This is a genomic window from Kitasatospora sp. NPDC094019 (genome assembly GCF_044764505.1).
GTDB lineage: Bacteria > Actinomycetota > Actinomycetes > Streptomycetales > Streptomycetaceae > Kitasatospora.
Map to the genome: position 1 here is coordinate 174,646 of NZ_JBIWIF010000010.1, position 14,022 is coordinate 188,667.

Annotated in this window: 13 protein-coding genes; 6 read left to right on the forward strand and 7 right to left on the reverse strand. The window is 72.1% G+C overall.

Annotated features, from left to right (window positions below; translation table 11 throughout):
* Positions 1 to 48: 48 nt before the first annotated feature.
* Entirely contained in the window at positions 49 to 285 is a 237-nt protein-coding gene (gene secG, locus ACIQ9P_RS23335) for a preprotein translocase subunit SecG (protein ID WP_030394965.1), read from the forward strand.
* Positions 286 to 490: 205 nt separating this feature from the next.
* Positions 491 to 778, forward strand: a complete 288-nt coding sequence (locus ACIQ9P_RS23340; RefSeq protein WP_030308030.1) for an RNA polymerase-binding protein RbpA — start codon at positions 491 to 493, stop codon at positions 776 to 778.
* 61 nt (positions 779 to 839) lie between these two features.
* Here the strand turns inward: ACIQ9P_RS23340 and pgl are convergent, their stop codons facing one another.
* The 5 genes from pgl to tkt form a co-directional block, all read right to left on the reverse strand.
* Positions 840 to 1,628 (reverse strand): 6-phosphogluconolactonase, encoded by a 789-nt coding sequence (pgl, locus tag ACIQ9P_RS23345; RefSeq protein ID WP_402359272.1) that lies wholly within the window; start codon positions 1,626 to 1,628, stop codon positions 840 to 842.
* Positions 1,625 to 2,710: a glucose-6-phosphate dehydrogenase assembly protein OpcA gene (gene opcA, locus ACIQ9P_RS23350; protein ID WP_402359276.1), complete on the reverse strand. Its 1,086-nt coding sequence runs from the start codon at positions 2,708 to 2,710 to the stop codon at positions 1,625 to 1,627. The genes pgl and opcA overlap by 4 nt, the downstream gene beginning before the upstream one ends.
* A complete protein-coding gene (gene zwf, locus ACIQ9P_RS23355; protein ID WP_402359759.1) occupies positions 2,707 to 4,254 on the reverse strand; it encodes a glucose-6-phosphate dehydrogenase in 1,548 nt (515 codons plus the stop codon). Before zwf ends, opcA begins: the two co-directional genes overlap by 4 nt.
* A gap of 67 nt (positions 4,255 to 4,321) precedes the next feature.
* On the reverse strand, positions 4,322 to 5,461 hold the full coding sequence (tal, locus tag ACIQ9P_RS23360; RefSeq protein WP_402359279.1) for a transaldolase: 1,140 nt from the start codon (positions 5,459 to 5,461) through the stop codon (positions 4,322 to 4,324).
* Between the two features lie 88 nt (positions 5,462 to 5,549).
* On the reverse strand, positions 5,550 to 7,646 hold the full coding sequence (tkt, locus tag ACIQ9P_RS23365) for a transketolase (protein WP_402359282.1): 2,097 nt from the start codon (positions 7,644 to 7,646) through the stop codon (positions 5,550 to 5,552).
* Positions 7,647 to 8,154: 508 nt separating this feature from the next.
* Here tkt and ACIQ9P_RS23370 point away from each other — a divergent pair.
* Positions 8,155 to 9,096, forward strand: coding sequence for a heme o synthase (locus ACIQ9P_RS23370; RefSeq protein ID WP_402359285.1), 942 nt, complete (start codon positions 8,155 to 8,157; stop codon positions 9,094 to 9,096).
* Between the two features lie 86 nt (positions 9,097 to 9,182).
* Here the strand turns inward: ACIQ9P_RS23370 and ACIQ9P_RS23375 are convergent, their stop codons facing one another.
* Positions 9,183 to 9,824, reverse strand: a complete 642-nt coding sequence (locus ACIQ9P_RS23375; RefSeq protein WP_402359287.1) for a DUF2461 domain-containing protein — start codon at positions 9,822 to 9,824, stop codon at positions 9,183 to 9,185.
* 72 nt (positions 9,825 to 9,896) lie between these two features.
* Between ACIQ9P_RS23375 and ACIQ9P_RS23380 the strand changes: the two genes are divergently transcribed.
* Positions 9,897 to 10,235, forward strand: coding sequence for a hypothetical protein (locus tag ACIQ9P_RS23380; RefSeq protein ID WP_402359290.1), 339 nt, complete (start codon positions 9,897 to 9,899; stop codon positions 10,233 to 10,235).
* Positions 10,236 to 10,315: 80 nt separating this feature from the next.
* On the opposite strand, the gene ACIQ9P_RS23385 is transcribed toward ACIQ9P_RS23380, so the two are convergent.
* Entirely contained in the window at positions 10,316 to 11,305 is a 990-nt protein-coding gene (locus ACIQ9P_RS23385) for a heme A synthase (RefSeq protein ID WP_402359293.1), read from the reverse strand.
* A 229-nt stretch (positions 11,306 to 11,534) separates the two neighbouring features.
* On the opposite strand from ACIQ9P_RS23385, the gene ACIQ9P_RS23390 reads away from it, so the two are divergent.
* A complete protein-coding gene (locus ACIQ9P_RS23390) occupies positions 11,535 to 12,938 on the forward strand; it encodes a choice-of-anchor A family protein (protein ID WP_402359296.1) in 1,404 nt (467 codons plus the stop codon).
* 334 nt (positions 12,939 to 13,272) lie between these two features.
* Positions 13,273 to 14,016, forward strand: coding sequence for an LAETG motif-containing sortase-dependent surface protein (locus tag ACIQ9P_RS23395; RefSeq protein ID WP_402359299.1), 744 nt, complete (start codon positions 13,273 to 13,275; stop codon positions 14,014 to 14,016).
* Positions 14,017 to 14,022: the final 6 nt, after the last annotated feature.

Here is a 14,022-nt window from a genome sequence, read left to right on the forward strand (position 1 = left end):
GGCGTGGTCCGGCCCCTTCGCCGAAGATACGAGAGAGTTGGTCCCGTCGTGGTTCTCGGGTTCTCTATTGCCCTGATCGTCTTCAGCCTGCTGATGATCCTCCTGGTGCTGCTGCACAAGGGGAAGGGCGGCGGCCTGTCGGACATGTTCGGCGGTGGCGCGATGTCCACCGGCGGTGGCTCGGCGGTGGCCGAGCGCAACCTGGACCGCATCACGATCGTCGTCGGTCTGGGCTGGTTCGCCTCGCTGTTCGTGCTCAGCATGGTCCTCAAGTACAAGAGCTGACATACCTCTGACGCCCCGTCGCCCCGCGGCCTATCCTGGAAGGGTCCGGGGCGGAGCCGGTGGTGGCGCATCCTTAACTCCTGCTTACACTAGGACGACTTTCGCCACCGACGCGCATCGCGGCTCGTCGGCGCACCAGCACGCAGGGAGTCAGACCGTGGCAAGTGGCAACGCCATCCGTGGCAGCAGGGTCGGAGCCGGCCCGATGGGTGAGGCGGAGCGCGGCGAATCCGCCCCCCGCAACCGGATCTCCTTCTGGTGTGCCAACAAGCACGAGACCCGGCCGAGCTTCGCGGCCGAGGCGGTCATCCCGGACACCTGGGACTGCCCGCGCTGCGGCTTCCCGGCCGGGCAGGACGAGCACAACCCGCCCGCGCCGTCCCGCAACGAGCCGTACAAGACGCACCTGGCCTACGTCCGCGAGCGGCGCACCGACGCCGACGGCGAGGCGATCCTCGCCGAGGCGCTGGCCAAGCTCCGCGGCGAGATCTGAGCAGGCGGAACACCGAAGGGCGCCACCCGTGACGGGTGGCGCCCTTCGGTGTTCCCGGGCCTCAGGCCGAGGCCGGGGGGTACAGCTGGGGCGGCAGCCGGTCCGCGGCGGCGCGGTCCAGCAGCCACAGGGTGCGGCCGGTGCCGTGCGCGCCGGAGGCGGGCGCCTGGAGTTCGCCGGCGCCGGACAGGGCCAGCGCGACCGCGTCCGCCTTGTCCTCGCCGGCCGCCAGCAGCCAGACCTCGCGGGCGGCCCGGATCGCCGGCAGGGTGAGCGAGACCCGGGTCGGCGGGGGCTTCGGCGCGCCGCGCACGCCGACCACCGTCAGCTCGGTCTCCCGCACCCCGGGGTGCTCCGGGAACAGCGAGGCGACGTGGGTGTCCGGTCCGACGCCGAGCAGCAGCACGTCGAAGGCGGGCACCCGGAGCCGGTCGGCGGGACCGGCCGCCCCGGCGAGCTCCTCCGCGTAGCGGGCGGCCGCGGCGTCCACGTCCGAGCCGTCGACGCCGTCCGAGGCGGGCATCTCGTGCACCCGCGCCGGGTCGAGCGGGACGGCGTCCAGCAGCTCGGCGCGGGCCTGGACGGCGTTGCGCTCCGGGTCGCCGGAGGGCAGGAACCGCTCGTCGCCCCACCAGAGGTCCAGCCGCGCCCAGTCGATCGCGTCGCGTGCCGGGGAGGCGGCGATCGCGGCCAGCAGGGCGTTGCCGTTGCGTCCGCCGGTGAGCACCACCGAGGCGGTGCCGCGGGTGGCCTGGGCGTCCACGATCCGGGTGATCAGCCGGGCCGCGGCCGCCTGGGCCATCAGCTCCTTGTCCCGGTGGACGACCAGCTGCGGGGTGGCCGCGGTCATGCGCCCGCCTTCTTGGCGGCGCGCTTGCCGGCGGCCTTGCGGGTCCCGCTCTCGGCCGCCGCGGCCGGGGCGGTGGCGGCGGCCGTCTCCTCGGCCACGGCCTCCTCGACGGCCCCGCCGGCGATCGCGGCGGCGGTCGCCACCTCGGCGGTGTCCCGCTCCTTGAGCCGCTCCACCGGGGTGCGCACGGCCGCCGCGTAGATGTCGTCCGGGTCGAGCCGGCGCAGCTCCTCGGCGATCAGCTCCGAGGTCTCGCGGCGCTTGAGCGCCACCTGGCGGTCCGGCGAGCCGGCCATGGAGAGCGTGCCCAGCAGACCGTCCGGGCGGTCCAGGGTGATGTCCCCCTCCGTGGTGCGCAGGTGCACCGCGGTGATGCCCGGGCCGCTGGTGACGGCCCGCTCGACCGGCACGTGCAGCCGGTTGTGCAGCCACAGACCGAGCAGTTCCACGCTGGGGTTGTACGACTCGCCCTCGACCACCGCGGAGGTGATCTCGGACGGCCGCTGGTCCAGCGCGGCGGCCAGCATCGAGCGCCAGCCGGTGATCCGGGTCCAGGCCAGGTCGGTGTCGCCCGGGGTGTAGCTCTGGGCCCGCTGGGCGAGCTGGCCGACCGGGGACTCGGCGGTGACCGCGTCGGTGATCCGGCGCTGGGCGAGCGCGCCGAGCGGGTCCTGCGCCGGGTGCAGCGGCGCGTTCTCGGGCCACCAGACCACGACCGGGGCGTCCGGCAGCAGCAGCGGCAGGACGACCGACTGGGCGTGCGCGGCGAGTTCGCCGTGCATGCGCAGGATGACCGTTTCGCCGGAGCCGGCGTCGGAGCCGACCAGGATCTCGGCGTCCAGGCGGGTCTCGGCGCGGGCCCGGGGCGAGCGCCCGGCGCGCTTGATGACCGCGAGGGTGCGCGAGGGGTGCTCGCGGGAGGCGTCGTTGGCGGCCCGGAGGGCGTCGTACGCGCTGCCCTCGTCGGTCACGATCACCAGGGTGAGCACCATGCCGGCGGCCGTCGAGCCGCTGGCCCGGCGCGCCTCCATGAGCGCTGCGTTGATCTTGCTGGACGTGGTGTCCGTGAGGTCGGTCTTCATGGCCGGCGCCAGCTCCTGCCGTCTCGTGCGAGCATCTCGTCCGCCTCGGCCGGGCCCCAGGTGCCGGCCGCGTAGTCCGCGGGCTTGCCGTGGGCGTCCCAGTACTTCTCGATCGGGTCGAGGATCTGCCAGGAGAGCTCGACCTCCTGGTGGCGCGGGAAGAGGTTGGCGTCGCCGAGCAGCACATCGAGGATGAGCCGCTCGTACGCCTCCGGGGAGGACTCGGTGAAGGACTCGCCGTAGGCGAAGTCCATCGTGACGTCCCGGACCTCGAAGGAGGTGCCCGGCACCTTGGAGCCGAACCGCACGGTGACGCCCTCGTCCGGCTGCACCCGGATGACCAGGGCGTTCTGCCCCAGCTCCTCGGTCGCGTAGGAGTCGAACGGCAGGTACGGGGCGCGCTGGAAGACCACCGCGATCTCGGTGACCCGGCGGCCCAGCCGCTTGCCGGTGCGCAGGTAGAACGGCACCCCGGCCCAGCGGCGGTTGTTGATCTCCAGCTTGATGGCCGCGTAGGTGTCGGTCTTGGAGTCCGGGTTGATGCCGTCCTCGTCGAGGTAGCCGCCGACCTCCTCGCCGCCCTGCCAGCCGGCCGTGTACTGGGCGCGCACGGTGTGGTCGCCCAGGTCGGCCGGGAGCTTGACGGCGCTGAGCACCTTGAGCTTCTCGGCCACCAGCGCCTTCGGGTGGAAGGACGCCGGCTCCTCGATGGCGGTGAGGGCCATCAGCTGGAGCAGGTGGTTCTGGATGACGTCACGGGCGGAGCCGATGCCGTCGTAGTAGCCGGCCCGGCCGCCGATGCCGATGTCCTCGGCCATCGTGATCTGCACGTGGTCGACGTACGACCGGTTCCAGATCGGCTCGAACATCTGGTTGGCGAACCGGAGCGCCAGGATGTTCTGGACGGTCTCCTTGCCCAGGTAGTGGTCGATCCGGAAGACCTCGTCCCGGGGGAAGACCTCGTGGACGATCCGGTTCAGCTCCTGGGCGGACTCCAGGTCGTGGCCGAAGGGCTTCTCGATCACGGCGCGGCGCCAGGAGCCCTTGGGCGGGTCGGCCAGCCCGTGCTTCTTGAGCTGCTGGACGACGGTCGGGAAGAACTTCGGCGGCACGGACAGGTAGAAGGCGAAGTTGCCGCCGGTGCCCTGCGCCTGGTCCAGCTCCTCGATGGTCTCGCGGAGCTTGTCGAAGGCGTCGTCGTCGTCGAAGGTTCCGTGGACGAAGCGCATGCCCTTGGCGAGCTGCTGCCAGACCTCCTCGCGGAAGGGGGTGCGGGCGTGCTCCTTGACCGCGTCGTGGACCTCCTGCGCGAAGTCCTCGTCCTTCCACTCGCGGCGGGCGAAGCCGACGAGCGAGAAGCCCGGCGGCAGCAGGCCGCGGTTGGCCAGGTCGTAGATGGCCGGCATGAGCTTCTTGCGGGACAGGTCGCCGGTGACCCCGAAGATGACCAGGCCGGACGGCCCCGCGATGCGCGGGAGCCGCCGGTCCGAGGGGTCGCGAAGCGGGTTGACGGGTGCCGACGGGAGGTCGTCCGCGTCCTGCACCGGGGTCAACTCGGGGAAATCAGTGCTCACGTGAGGGGCTCCGCTTTCGTGCGCCGTACGCGGGGGGTCACTTCTCGTCGGCGAAGGAGGCGAGCGAGGCGGTGACGGTGTCGAGCAGCTCGTTCCACGACTGCTCGAACTTCTCGACGCCCTCGTCCTCCAGCACCTGGACGACGTCGTCGTAGTCGACGCCCGCGGCGGCGATGGCGTCCATCACGGCCTTGGCGTCGGCGTAGTTGGGGACGATGGTTCCGCCGCTGACCACGCCGTGGTCGTCGGTGGCGTCCAGGGTGGCCTCGGGCATCGTGTTCACGGTGCCGGGGGCGACCAGCTCGGTGACGTAGAGGGTGTCCGGCAGGGCCGGGTCCTTGACGCCGGTGGAGGCCCAGAGCGGGCGCTGCGGCTTGGCGCCGGCGGCCTCCAGGGCGGCCCAGCGGGCGCTGCCGGCGCTCTTGCCGTCGACGCTGCCGAAGACCTCCTCGTACGCCTGGTAGGCGAGGCGGGCGTTGGCCAGCGCGGCCTTGGAGCGGAGGTCCTTGGCGTCGCCGCCGATCTTCTCCAGGCGCTTGTCGATCTCGGTGTCCACGCGGGACACGAAGAAGGAGGCGACCGACTCGATCTGGGAGAGGTCCAGGCCCTTGGCCTTGGCGGCCTCCAGACCGGTCAGGTAGGCGTCCATGACGGCCTTGTAGCGGTCCAGCGAGAAGATCAGCGTGACGTTGACGCTGATGCCCTTGCCGATGACCTCGGCGATCGCGGGCAGACCGGCCCGGGTGGCGGGGATCTTGATGAACACGTTCGGGCGGTCGACCAGCCACCACAGCTGCTTGGCCTCGGCCACCGTGGCGGCAGTCTCGTGGGCCAGGCGCGGGTCGACCTCGATCGACACCCGGCCGTCGCGGCCGTTGGAGGCGTCGTAGACCGGGCGCAGCACGTCGGCGGCGTCCCGGACGTCCGAGGTGGTGATCATGCGGACGGCCTCGTCCGTGGTGACCTTGCGGACGGCGAGGTCCTTCAGCTGGCCGTCGTAGGAGCTGTCGCCGCCGCCGATGGCCTTCTGGAAGATGGTCGGGTTGGTGGTCACGCCCACCACGTGCTTGTGCTGCACCAGCTCGGCGAGGTTGCCGCTGTTCAGCCGCTTGCGGCTGAGGTCGTCCAGCCAGATCGCCACGCCTTCGTCGCTGAGGCGCTTCAGTGCGTCGGTCATGGTGCTTCAGTCCTTACGTCTTTTGCTGTGGGGTGTGTGGGGCGGGCCGGGGCGCCGGTGTGCGGTCGGCGCCCCGGCCCGGGTACCGCTAGCGGTTGACGGCCTCGAGCGAGCGGAGGGCGTTGTGGGCCTCGGCGACGACGCGCTCGGCGGTGATGCCGAACTCCTCGAACAGCACCTGGTAGTCGGCGGAGGCGCCGAAGTGCTCCAGCGAGACGATCCGGCCGTGGTCGCCGACCAGCTCGCGCCAGCCCTGGGCGATGCCGGCCTCGACCGAGACCCGGGCCTTGACCGACGGCGGCAGCACGCTGTCGCGGTACGCCTGGTCCTGCTCCTGGAACCACTCGAAGGACGGGACCGAGACGACCCGGGTGGCGATGCCCTCGGCCTCCAGGACCTCGCGGGCCTTGACGGCCAGCTGGACCTCGGAGCCGGTGCCCAGCAGGATCACCTGCGGGGTGCCGGTGGACGCCTCGGCCAGGATGTAGCCGCCCTTGGCGGTGCCCTCGGCGGAGCCGTACACCGTGCGGTCGAAGGTCGGGACGTTCTGCCGGGTGAGGGCCAGGCCGACCGGGCCGGGGTGGGTGGTCTGGCGCTCCAGCACCGTGCGCCAGGCGACGGCGGTCTCGTTGGCGTCGGCCGGGCGGACCATGGCCAGGCCCGGGATGGCGCGCAGCGAGGCCATGTGCTCGACCGGCTGGTGGGTCGGGCCGTCCTCGCCGAGGCCGATGGAGTCGTGCGTCCACACGTAGGTGACCGGCAGCTTCATCAGGGCGGCCAGGCGGACGGCCGGGCGCATGTAGTCGGCGAAGACCAGGAAGGTGCCGCCGAAGACGCGGGTCCGCCCGTGCAGCGCGATGCCGTTCATGGTGGAGCCCATGGCGTGCTCGCGGATGCCGAAGTGGATGGTCCGGCCGTAGGGGCTGGCCGACTTCAGCGGGTTGCCCTCGGGGAGGAACGAGCTGTCCTCGTCGATGGTGGTGAGGTTGGACTCGGCGAGGTCGGCCGAGCCGCCCCACAGCTCCGGGATCACCGCGCCGAGGGCCTTCAGGGTCTCGCCGCTGGCCTTGCGGGTGGCGACGGCCTTGCCGGCCTCGAAGACCGGGACGGCCTTCTTCCAGCCCTCGGGCAGCTCGCCGGCCGTGATCCGCTCGAACTCGGCGGCGCGCTGCGGGTTGGCGGCGCGCCAGGCGTCGAAGGACTTCTCCCACTCGCCGCGGACGGCCTTGCCGCGCTTGACGACCAGTCGGGCGTGCTCGATGACGTGGTCGGAGACCTCGAAGGTCTTCTCCGGGTCGAAGCCGAGCACCTTCTTGGTGGCGGCGATCTCGGCGGCGCCGAGCGCGGAGCCGTGGGCCTTGGCGGTGTTCTGGGCGTCCGGGGCCGGCCAGGCGATGATCGTGCGCATAGCGATCATCGACGGGCGGGAGGTCTCGGCCTTGGCGGCGGTCAGGGCCTCGGCGAGCGCGGCGACGTCGATGTCGCCGTTGGACTTCGGCGCGACGCGCTGGACGTGCCAGCCGTACGCCTCGTACCGCTTGAGGACGTCCTCGGAGAAGGCCGTCTCGGTGTCGCCCTCGATCGAGATGTGGTTGTCGTCGTAGAGCGCGACCAGGTTGCCGAGCTTCTGGTGGCCGGCCAGCGAGGACGCCTCGGCGGAGATGCCCTCCTCCAGGTCGCCGTCGGAGACGATGGCCCAGACGGTGTGGTCGAACGGCGACTCGCCGGCCGGGGCCTCCGGGTCGAACAGGCCGCGTTCGAAGCGGGCCGCCATCGCCATGCCCACGGCGTTGGCGATGCCCTGGCCGAGCGGGCCGGTGGTGGTCTCGACGCCGGCGGTGTGGCCGTGCTCGGGGTGACCGGGAGTGCGGCTGCCGGCGACCCGGAACGCCTTCAGGTCGTCGAGCTCCAGGCCGTAGCCGGAGAAGTAGAGCTGGGTGTAGAGGGTCAGGCTGGTGTGCCCGGGGGAGAGGACGAACCGGTCACGGCCGGCCCAGGCCGGGTCCGTCGGGTCGTGGCGCAGGAAGCGCTGGAAGATCAGGTAGGCGGCGGGGGCCAGCGACATGGCCGTCCCCGGGTGCCCGTTGCCGACCTTCTGAACCGCGTCCATTGCCAGGACGCGGGCCGTGTCGACGGTCCGGTCGTCGAGGTCCGACCACTCGAATGCATTCGGCGTCGTGCTCACCCTGTCTCAGGGCTCCTTCCATTGTGAAGAGTGACCCCGTGAGGGACCGGGTCGGCCACGTCGCTGGGGCCGGACGCTGGGTGGTGCCGGTCACGGAGGGTAGATCCCGCTTCTGTGGGCGAGCCTACCGTCCGGCCCGGGGCTCACCCTCCGTGGTGGGACAACCCAGGCATGTTGACGGTCATTCCCCGGACATTTCGTGGACGACCGTGCGACCGGGGGTCCGGTCCCTTTGTCCACCCTCGCCCGGATCCGTCCGGTTCGCCTCTCCGGCGCGCGGGACGGGGGACCGGCGCTCCCGACCGGCCCGGCGGCGGCGTCGCGGACAACGTTCCAGGTCGGGACAGCGGGGGTTCACCCGGGGGTGTGCGTTCCGCCCCGCCGGGGCACCCCGGGGCCGGTGGGGAGATATGGAGCGTCTAAGGTGGCGTGGTACGCGCAGAGCGGACGATTCGGGAACAACGTTCCGGTGGCCGCCTGTGAGGATTCATCTTCAGTTGGGGTGTTAGTGACCGCCGTCGAATCCCGTCCCGCCGGGGTCACCGGGGCGACGCCTGCGCACCGGCCGTTCGGGGCCCGTGTCGGCGCCTTCGTCGCACTGACCAAACCGCGGATCATCGAGCTGCTGCTGATCACCACGGTGCCGGTGATGTTCCTGGCGGAGCGCGGGGTGCCGAACCTGCTGCTGGTGCTGAAGGTGGTCATCGGCGGGTACCTCTCGGCGGGCGGCGCCAACGCCCTCAACATGTACATCGACCGCGACATCGACGCGGTGATGACCCGCACCGAGCGCCGGCCGATCGTCACCGGCATGGTGTCGCCGCGCGAGGCGCTGGTGTTCGGCATCGCGCTCGGCGTCCTGTCGACGGTCTGGCTGGGCGTCCTGGTCAACTGGCTGTCCTCGGCGCTGGCGCTCGGCGCACTCCTCTTCTATGTGTTCGTCTACACGCTGGGGCTGAAGCGCCGCACCGCGCAGAACATCGTCTGGGGCGGGATCGCCGGCTGCATGCCGGTCTTCGTCGGCTGGGCGGCGATCACCGGCTCGCTCTCCTGGTCGGCGCTGGTGCTGTTCCTGGTGATCTTCTTCTGGACGCCGCCGCACTACTGGCCGCTGTCGATGAAGGTCCGTGAGGACTACGCCCGGGCCGGGGTGCCGATGCTGCCGGTGATCAAGGGCAACCTGGCCGTGGCCAAGCAGATCGTCGCCTACTCCTGGGTGATGGTGGCGGTCTCGCTGCTGCTGTGGCCGCTGGCCGACACCAGCTGGCTGTACCCGGCCGCCGCGGTGGTGCTGGGCGCGTTCTGGCTGAAGGAGGCGCACGCGCTGTACGGCCGGGCGAAGTCCGGCGTGGTCGGCGCCAAGCTGAAGGAGATGCGGCTCTTCCACTGGTCGATCACCTATCTGACGCTGCTGTTCGTGGTGATCGCGGTGGACCCGTTCGTGAAGTGACGACGACGGCGACGTGAACGAAGGGCCCCGGTCGATTCGACCGGGGCCCTTCGCGTTCTCCGCGTTCGTGGCGGCGTGCGGCGGGGCTACCGGGCGGGGAGCTCGGAGGGACCGACGTGGCCGTCCAGCCAGTCCTTGAGCGGCTGCGAGGCGCGCAGGAACCCGGTGATCCGCTCGTACGCGGCGCGGGTGCCCAGCCAGGGCTCGGGGGCCCACTCCTGCCAGGCGATCAGCCCCTTGTGGCGGAGCAGGTCGATCCGGGGGTGGTCCTTGGGGTAGCCGCGGGGGGCGGACTTCAGGGAGTCCCGGCCGACCACCTCGGGGCCGGCCCGGCGGACCCGGTCGGCCACCCGCTCCAGCTCGGCGCCGGAGACGTCCTCGGCGACCGCGGTCCGGTAGCGGTCCAGCTGGTCGGGGGCGAGCCGGTACAGCCCGTTGCCGCAGGCCAGACCGTCGGCGGAGAGCTGGACGTAGCCGCCGGCCGCCAGGTGGGCGCCGATGTGCGTCTTGTACGGGGACTTGTCGGCGCTGAACCGTACGTCGCGGTTGGGCCGGAAGATCCTGCCCGGCCCGAACTCGGGTTCGAGCTCGGCCAGCAGCTGTTCCATCGGCTCCCGCACGGTCTGCTCGTACCGGTCCTTGTGGGACTGCCAGAAGGTCTTGGAGTTGTCGGCCTCGAGGTGCTCGTAGAAGTCGAGCGCCTCGGCCGGCCAGCCGTCGAAGGTCACCTCACCAGTATGTGGCCCGGTGCACACGGCGCTCCCGTCGCCAGCTCTGCTACCGCTCGGTAGCATGCGGGCATGAGCAGCGCAGAGACCGCCACCCCCGCCGCGCCGGACGCCCGCGCCGAGCGCCGTGCCAAGCGCATCGCCAAGAACCTGACCGCCTTCGCCGCGGCGCACGGCGGCAGCGCCGACGGCGTCGTCGAGTATGTCGGCGCGGTCGCCACCCGGATCGTCGTGGTCGGTGCCGACGGCGCCTGGGGCGACCAGGTCGCGCCCAGCTACGCGGTCGGCCGCCGGGCCGCCGAACTGGCCGGGGTCACCCTGCACGAGAGCTTCGAGGGCGAGCTGGGCCTGAAGGTCCGCACCGGTGCCTACGAGTGGAAGCGGATGGCCGGGATCCAGATCGGCGGCTGACATTCCGCCCCACCGCACGCCGAAGGGCCCCGGTCGCGGAGACCGGGGCCCTTCGGCGTGCGCGCGCGGGGTGCCGGGGGTCAGACGGCCGCGGGCCGGGGGGTGCGGGGTGCGGGGGTGTCGGCGGGGGCCGGGATGTCCTCGCGGGCGCGCAGGGCGAGCGGGATGCGCAGGGCGGCGATCCAGATCAGGGTGGCGCCCAGCATGTGCAGGCCGACCAGCAGCTCCGGGACGTCGGTGAAGTACTGGACGAAGCCGATCACGCCCTGGAGCAGCAGGCCGACCACCAGCTCGCGGGCGCGGGCGCGGGCGGCCGGCGGGGCCTTGACGGCGGCGAACACGAAGATCACCGCGATCGAGAGGCCGATCGAGAGGAAGGCCAGGTCGGCGTGGGCCTGGGCGAGGCGGTCGTAGTCCAGCGGGATCCGCGGGACCATCTTGTTGTCCTTGGGCGTGCCGGGGTGGTGGCCGGCGCCGGTGACCAGGGTGCCGGCGGCCACCAGCAGGCCGATCACGCCGACCAGGGCGTAGGAGAGCCGCTTGATCGGCTCGGCCACCAGCGGTCGGGCCGGGCCGTCGCCCTCCTTGGACCGCTCCCACATCAGGGTCGCGACCCAGACCAGGGCCATCGCGGCGATCAGGTGCAGCGCCACCGTGTACGGGTTGAGGCCGGTCAGCACGGTGATGCCGCCGAGCACGGCGTTGCTCATCACCAGCCAGAACTGGGCCCAGCCGAGCTTGGTCAGGCCGCGTCGGCGGGGCCGGGCGCAGCGGGCGGCGACGATCGCCCAGCCGACGGCGGCGCTCAGGACGTAGGTGAGCATCCGGTTGGTGAACTCCACGACGCCGTGGAAGCCCATCTCGGCGGTCGGGGTCAGGCTCTCGTCGGTGCAGCGCGGCCAGGTGGTGCAGCCGAGGCCGGAGGCGGTGAGGCGGACGGCACCGCCGGTGACGACGATCACCACGCTCATCACCAGCGCGGCGAACGCGGCGCGCTTGACCATGGCGGCGGAGGGCTGCCAGCGCTCGGCGAGCAGGGAGAAGGGGGTGGTGTTAGGCACGGCGTCCATGCTATGCGGCCTTACAGCCGATCTTGGGGCGGGGGCGGGGCGGAGGCCGCGGGGCGTCGGTGTCGACTTGGCGGTAAAACCACCATGGGCATGACGGTGCAAAAGCGACCATTCGGTCAAGCGTCCCAGTGGTCTTGACCAATCGCAGGTCTGGCCGAAAGAGTGCGGTTTGGTCCATACCTTTTTCGGGACCTCTCCCACCCCCCGCACGCAAGCGGAGAACCTGCACATGCGCATATCCGTTCCCGCCGCAGCGCTCGCGCTCGGCGGATCCTTCGTTCTGGCCGGGCTCGTCGCCCCGGCCGCCGCCCACGCCGTCGCCGAGCCGGGCCAGTGCCTGAGCCTCGGGGTCGCCAACCTCTACGGGGAGTTCGTCGAGGGCGACGACACCCACACGCCGGACGCCGAGGGTGCGGTGGCGGTCGGCGGCAACGCCGACTTCACCGGCGGCTTCTCGGTCGGCCAGGAGCTGACCCCCGAGCAGGTGAAGGCACTCCCGGGCGGCAACGCCCTGGTGGTCGCCGGCAGGATCACCGGCCACAACACCCAGGTGATGAAGGGCAACGGCGTCTACGGCTCGAAGGCCGAGGGCGCCGTGGTCCAGGCCCATCAGGGCACGGTCGCCCAGGGCAGGTCCCCGATCGACTTCGCCGCCGAGTTCGCCCGGGTCCGTGCCGTCTCCACCGCCCTGGCCGGCACCCCGCAGACCGCCGGCGCCACGGTCGAGGCCAAGGGCAAGGAGCTCTACCTCACCAGCGGCGACGCCGCCTTCAACAGCTTCACCGTCTCCGCCGCCGCGCTCCAGGGCGCCACCGGGATCTTCGTGAAGGTGCCGGCCGGCTCGGTCACCGTGGTCACCGTCACCGGCGCCTCCTACGACATGGCCGCCGCGAAGACCACCGGCTTCTTCCTCTGGGACGAGGGCAAGAAGGCGTACGTCCTGGACGACAAGCTGCAGAGCGCGCACGGCGGGGCGATCCGCTCCAAGCTGCTCTGGAACTTCCCGACCGCCACCAAGGTGGTCAAGAACAGCCAGGCCGCCTGGTCCGGCACCGTGCTGGCGCCCAACGCGGCGTTCGACCTCGGTTCGGCGGCCCCGGTGAACGGCTCGGTCATCGTCAAGTCGCTGACCGGCAAGGGCGGTGCGGAGACGCACCACTACCCCTTCACCGGCTGCCTGCCGACGACGCCGCCCACCACGCCGCCGACGACGCCGCCGACCACCCCGGCCACCACGCCGCCGGTGGTGCCGCCGACCGGTACGCCGTCGGCGTCCGTCACCCCGAGCACGCCGGGCTCCACCGGGACCCCGAGCACGCCGCCGGCCACCCCCGGCACGACCGGCACCCCGTCGCCCTCGGTGACCCCGAGCGCCTCGGGCAGCCCGTCCGCCCCGGTCACCGGCAGGCCCTCCGCGAGCGGGTCGGCGAGCCCGTCCGCGAGCGGGTCCGCCTCGGCGGCCGTGCCGGGCGCCTCGGCGAGCCCGTCGGCCGGGGCCGTCACCGAGGGCGGTCTCGCCCACACCGGCTCCGGTCCGGTGGTGCCGCTGACGATCGCCGGTGGCCTGGCCCTCGCCGCCGGTGGCGCGCTGGTCCTGGTCGCGCGTCGGCGCAAGGCGGCCGGCCGGGTCTGACCCGCGACGGTCCGCTCCGTAGCGGTTGAAGGCGCATGACCCGTTCTGCTCCTTCAGGCACCCCTGGTGATCGAAAACGATCACCAGGGGTGCAGTCTTTCGGCCACCCTGACCGTGTCCATTCGGGTCGGCCGGAGCCGTGTTGCCCGAGCTGACGGGCCCGCGAGGCCGCCGAAGCACAACCAGATGTCACCGGAAAGTCGAAATCCGGACGTGCAGCGGGGTGTGGAGCGGTAGGGGGGTGCCGGTAGAGTCCCCCGGACAGTCGTAGCGGGCCCACCGCTGTTCCACTCAATGCGCCTGCTGCACAAGACCGTTCGGAGGGAACTACGAAATGGCGCGACAGCGGCGGCAGATAGGCATCGGCAGTGCGGCGATCGCGGGAACGGCCGTGGCGGCCGTCCTGCTGCCGGTGGCGCTGGCGACCAGTGCCTCGGCCCACGTACCGACCTGGCAGGTCACCTGCGACAAGATCGTGATCGACCTCGCCAACTACAGCGACAAGGAAGGCGTCAAGAACGCCGTCAGTCTGACCGTCGACGGTGAGAAGCTGCTGGACCAGAAGGTCTTCGGCAAGTCCTTCAAGCAGACCTTCCCGGTGAAGGCCCACAGTGCGCCGATCAAGGCCACGTTCGTGGTGACCACCACCGAGGACCCGAAGAACGCGGACTGGAACAAGACGGAGACGAAGACGATCGAGGTCTGCGCGACCCCGACGCCCACTCCGACTCCCACGCCGACCGTCACGCCGACGCCGACCCCCACCACGACGGTGACGCCCACCCCGTCGCCCACCGCGACGGTGACGCCGACGCCCACCGGCACGGTGACGCCGACCACGCCCCCGGTCACCCCGACCGTGACGCCCAGCCGGTCGGCCACGCCGACGGCCACCCCGTCGACCGCCGCGCCGGTCCCGCCCGCGACGTCCTCGCCGACCCCGGCCGGCCCGGCGCTGGCCGCGACCGGTAGCAGCGACGCGACCCCGGTCATCGCGGCCGTCGGCGGCGGTGTCGTGCTCCTCGGCGGCGCGCTCGTCCTGCTGGCCCGCCGCCGTCGCGGTGGCGCGGACAGCTGACCGCCG

Coding starts and splice junctions, on each gene's coding strand:
- ACIQ9P_RS23340 (WP_030308030.1), top strand. CDS start 491: ATGGGTGAGGCGGAGCGCGGCGAATCCGCCCCCCGCAACCGGATCTCC.
- pgl (WP_402359272.1), bottom strand. CDS start 1,628: ATGACCGCGGCCACCCCGCAGCTGGTCGTCCACCGGGACAAGGAGCTG.
- opcA (WP_402359276.1), bottom strand. CDS start 2,710: ATGAAGACCGACCTCACGGACACCACGTCCAGCAAGATCAACGCAGCG.
- tal (WP_402359279.1), bottom strand. CDS start 5,461: ATGACCGACGCACTGAAGCGCCTCAGCGACGAAGGCGTGGCGATCTGG.
- ACIQ9P_RS23380 (WP_402359290.1), top strand. CDS start 9,897: ATGAGCAGCGCAGAGACCGCCACCCCCGCCGCGCCGGACGCCCGCGCC.
- ACIQ9P_RS23385 (WP_402359293.1), bottom strand. CDS start 11,305: ATGGACGCCGTGCCTAACACCACCCCCTTCTCCCTGCTCGCCGAGCGC.
- ACIQ9P_RS23390 (WP_402359296.1), top strand. CDS start 11,535: ATGCGCATATCCGTTCCCGCCGCAGCGCTCGCGCTCGGCGGATCCTTC.
- ACIQ9P_RS23395 (WP_402359299.1), top strand. CDS start 13,273: ATGGCGCGACAGCGGCGGCAGATAGGCATCGGCAGTGCGGCGATCGCG.